The sequence below is a fragment of the Clostridia bacterium genome (assembly GCA_028698525.1).
Lineage (GTDB): Bacteria > Bacillota > Clostridia > JAQVDB01 > JAQVDB01 > JAQVDB01.
The window spans coordinates 1-4,846 of sequence record JAQVDB010000101.1 but is presented as its reverse complement, the minus strand read 5'-3'; the positions used below and the strand labels follow the sequence as shown (position 1 = coordinate 4,846).

Sequence of the window (4,846 nt, the reverse complement as noted above, 5' to 3'; positions counted from 1 at the left end):
GTGCTTTTTCCACCCTCATCATATTGATCGTTGTGTCTATAGCATCTATATCTTATTATGTGACAGGAAATATGGTGGAAAAAAATTCAGGGGAATATGTTTATCAGCTGGTAAAACAAGTTAATTATAATATACAGTATTATCTTGACAATGTAGAAACAATTTCAAAGAACATCTATTATAACAAGACTATAAGGGATTATCTAGAGGGACGTTATTCTGATGAGATTCTCATAAAAGAAGAGATAGCTAACTATCTGAGCAACTTTGTTTTTTCTAGAAATGATATTTTGAACATATTTATATTTGCAGCTGATTCAGATCGAGTGATAGCCAGCGATACAGGAGCCAAAATAAAAGATTATGTTGATTTTAAAAATCAGCCCTGGTATATAAAGGCCATGGATACTGATTCAATAGCAGTTTCTGAATCCCATGTTCAGAATATAATTGAGGGGCAGTATAAATGGGTGGTATCTTGTAGTTACGCCTTGAAAAATCATGATGAATCCCGAAATATAGGAGTTTTATTGATAGACCTAAATTTTAATTTGATCGACGACATGTGTAGAAAGATACAATTAGGGAAGAAGGGGTATGTGTTTATATTGGATTCGGAAGGAAATATTGTATATCACCCCAAACAGCAGTTGCTTTACAGCGATCTTAAAAAAGAGGAAATAGATCTAATCATGGATTCTCCTGATGGTAATATTGTAGTGGAAGAGGAAGGCTTGAAAAAGCAATATACCATCACCACATCGGATTATTCGGGCTGGAAGGTGATAGGGGCTGTATATATAGATGATATTTCGGATTATATGCCTATATTGAGAAACTTCTTTTTGATAATGGGTATAATTTCATTGGTAATTGCGATATTTTTATCTATACTTATAACTAGGCAGATATTGTATCCGGTGAATGAGCTTACAGATGCCATGAATCGCTTTGAGGATGGGGAAATGGATGTGAGTATAGATATAAAAAAGAACAATGAGATAGGGGATTTGGGCAAGACATTCAATCATATGGTCAGAGTGATCAATAACCTGATAAAGCAGAACCAAAAAGAACAAGAACAGATAAGAAAGAGCGAGCTTAAGGCTTTGCAGGCACAGATAAATCCCCATTTTTTATATAACACCTTGGATTCTATAGTGTGGATGGCAGAGGCAAAGGATTATGAAAAGGTTACCACAATGACTTCCTCTCTGGCCAAGCTTTTTAGGATAAGTATAAGCAAGGGCAGGCAATTTGTGCCTATATATAAAGAGATAGAGCATGTTATAAATTATTTAAAGATACAAAAGATCAGATATTCAAATAAGTTAGATTATGAAATAAATGTAGAGCCTGAAGTGATGAAGTATGAAACTATAAAGCTTATACTACAGCCTATAGTGGAAAATGCCATATATCACGGCATTAAGAATATGACTGAGCCTGGGAAGATAGTCATCACAGGAAGCAAAAAAGGCGATAGGATATTGTTTGAAGTAAAGGATAATGGGGTTGGGATGAGCCAAGAGACTATAAAGAAGCTATTTGACCCCGATTTAAAAAAGACCTCAAAACTAAGCGGAGTAGGCATTAAAAATGTTGATGAACGGATAAAATTATACTTTGGAGAACAATATGGTTTGGAAATACAAAGTGAGATATATGAAGGTACAAGTGTCAGGATTTGGCTTCCAGTGAGGGCATCCGGGAGGAGTGAACAACTTGAAGATGAAATATAGGATTGTTTGCTTTATACTGATTGCAGTTCTGGTTATTTTGGGCATATTGTATGTTATCAATAGATTAAATTACAATGATATTGGGGAAAACGTAGTTTATGTAGTGCTGAAATCCATAGACTCAAAATTTGAATTCTGGCAGACCGTTAAAATGGGAGCAGAAACTGCAGCGATCGAGATGGGCATTCCTATAGTTTTTACCGGTACTATGAAAGAGACCGATGTAGATGAACAGATTGAGATACTGAAAGACTTGATACCTAAAAAGCCTAGAGCAATAGTACTTCCGGCATCTGATTATGAAAAGGTTGCTCCGGTAGGGGAAGAGATTATAAAGGCTGGAATCACCTTGGTTATGGTGGACTCTGATATAAATACTCAGATGTGTAAAAGTTTTGTGGCCACCAATAATATACAGGCTGCGAGACAGGCCGCGGACGAGATGGCTCGGTTGTTGGAGGGCAAAGGTAAGGTGGCGATAATGGCACATGTAGAAGGTGTATCCACTGCTATAGAGAGGGAGCAAGGATTCAGGGAACAGATGAGAAAATATGAGGATATAGAATTGATTGAAAAGACTTGGTTTAGCAATGGCGATGAAGATATAGGGTATAGAGAGACATTCAAGATGTTAAAAGAGCATCCCGATATAGACGGAATATTCGGTTCCAACGAAAAGACAGTCATGGGGATTGCAAGTGCCTTACAGAAACAAGGTAAGGGAGGCAAGATAAAACTAGTAGGTTTTGATTGCAACACCGATGAGGTGCAATTTATTGAAAAAGGGATACTCCATGCGGTTATGGTGCAGAAGCCTTTTAATATGGGCTATCTAGGGGTTAAAGAGGCGATTGAAATAAGCAAAGGTTTGAAAAAACCGGAATATGTGGATACAGGGACAGTATTGATAAATAAGGACAATCTGTATACACCTGAAAATCAAAAGCTACTTTTTCCCTTTGTGGATTAAATTTTATATCAATATTTTGCAATGTTTGAATAAAATTATCCTTATAGTATAATATTCAATTAGATGAATTTCTAGATTTTAAGACAAGTATTTAAACTATCTATATAACAATCTATAAATCAATAGAAATGAGGTAGATAACGTGAGTTTGGAACAATTGGTGAAAATATCAAATTATTATGGAGAAAAACCTGAATTTGTGTTGGCAGGTGGAGGCAATACATCATATAAAACAGACGAGCATTTATACATAAAAGGTTCTGGAACTACTCTAGCAGACATTACAGAACAAGGTTTTGTTAAGATGAATAGAAGCGCCCTTGCCAAAATGTGGGAAAGGCAATATTCCAAGGATAACGATGAACGGGAGGCCCAAGTCCTTGAGGATTTAATGGATGCACGTGAAAGGATTGAATATAATAAGAGACCAAGTGTTGAGACTTCTTTGCACGATCTATTCAGCCAAAGATATGTAGTGCACACCCATCCTGCTTTGATAAATGGTATCACATGTAGTCAACAGGGGAAAAATGCGGTAGAGAGACTTTTTAAGGATGAGGCAATATGGGTAGATGCCACAAAGCCTGGATATATTTTGGCAGCTGCGGTAAGAGAAGAGATCAAAAAATATAGAGAAAAGTTTTCCAAAGACCCTGATATTGTATTTTTAGGCAATCATGGCATTTTTATAGCGGCTGATACTATTGAAGAAATCAAGAAAATAACCGACTATGTGGTAAATAAGATAAAGGATGAAATAAAAAACCAACCAGATTTTTCTCAAGTTCAGTTTGACAGACAGAGGGCAGCTGAAATAGCTCCTGCCATAAGGATGCTTCTGAAACAAGAGAATAGGGGCTCAATTGTAACTTTTAGAACGAACAAGCAAGTAATGGAGCTTGTCAAGGATGAACAAAGCTTTGCTCCAGTTTCATCGGCATATTCTCCTGATCACATAGTTTACTGTAGATATCAGCCCTTGTTTATACCTTGTTTTGAGGATATCGATGAGCAATACGATGTGATAGAAAGCAAGGTAAAGGAATATAAGGACAAAAATCAGTTCATGCCTAAGATAATTGCGGTGCAGAATCTGGGATTCTTTGCTCACGGGGAAAACAAGAAAAATGCAGATATAGCTGCAGATGTGTTCATGGACGCGGTAAAAATATCAGTTTATACACAGGCCTTTGGAGGTCATAAATTCTTATCCGATGAATTGATTAGATTTATAAATGAATGGGAAGTGGAGTCCTACAGGAGTAAGATAGGACTGGCAGTAGATGATACAAAAAGATTGTCCGATAAAATTGCTATTGTGACTGGGAGTGCCCAAGGGTTTGGTAAAGGGATAGCCGAGGAGATGGTAAAACAGGGTGCCAATATGGTTATAGCTGATTTAAACTATCCCATGGCGGAAGAAAATGCAGCCAATCTGACTGGTTTATATGGGAAGGGTAGGGCCATAGCTGTAAAGGTAAATGTGGCAGATGAAAAGGATGTAAATGACATGGTGATAAATACCGTTCTAGAATATGGAGGATTAGATGTATTTGTCAACAATGCAGGAGTGGTAAGGGCAGGCAGTTTAGAAGAGATGAATGTAGAGGATTTTGATTTTGTTACCAAGATAAATTACAATGCTTATTTTATATGTGCAAAATATGCATCTAAACCTATGAAAATACAACATAGATTTAACAAAGAATATTTTATGGATATAATACAGGTAAATTCAAAATCCGGTCTTGCAGGAAGCAATAAGAACTTTGCATATGCAGGTAGTAAATTTGGGGGTGTAGGTTTGACACAAAGTTTTGCCCTTGAGCTGGTAGAATACAATATAAAGGTAAACTCTGTATGTCCGGGTAATTTCTATGATGGCCCCCTATGGTCTGATCCGGAAAAGGGGTTGTTTGTACAATATCTCCAAGCAGGTAAAGTGCCGGGGGCAAAAACTGTAGAGGATGTAAAGAAGGCCTATGAAGCAAAAACTCCTATACGAAGAGGATGTACCGTTAAAGATGTTGCGAAAGCCATATTTTATATAATAGAACAAGAATATGAAACGGGGCAGGCAGTGCCTGTGACAGGTGGGCAGATAATGTTGAATTAAATATATTATTTCATAGCT

At 36.9% G+C, this 4,846-nt stretch carries 3 protein-coding genes; all 3 read left to right on the top strand.

Annotation, left to right across the window (positions count from 1 at the left end):
• The coding region (locus tag PHP06_10535; GenBank protein MDD3840977.1) for a sensor histidine kinase at nt 1-1,742 on the top strand (1,742 nt) is incomplete at its 5' end.
• A complete protein-coding gene (locus tag PHP06_10530; protein ID MDD3840976.1) occupies nt 1,732-2,712 on the top strand; it encodes a substrate-binding domain-containing protein in 981 nt (326 codons plus the stop codon). The genes PHP06_10535 and PHP06_10530, both read left to right, overlap by 11 nt.
• Before the next feature lie 142 nt (nt 2,713-2,854).
• A complete protein-coding gene (locus PHP06_10525; GenBank protein MDD3840975.1) occupies nt 2,855-4,828 on the top strand; it encodes an SDR family NAD(P)-dependent oxidoreductase in 1,974 nt (657 codons plus the stop codon).
• Nucleotides 4,829-4,846: the final 18 nt, after the last annotated feature.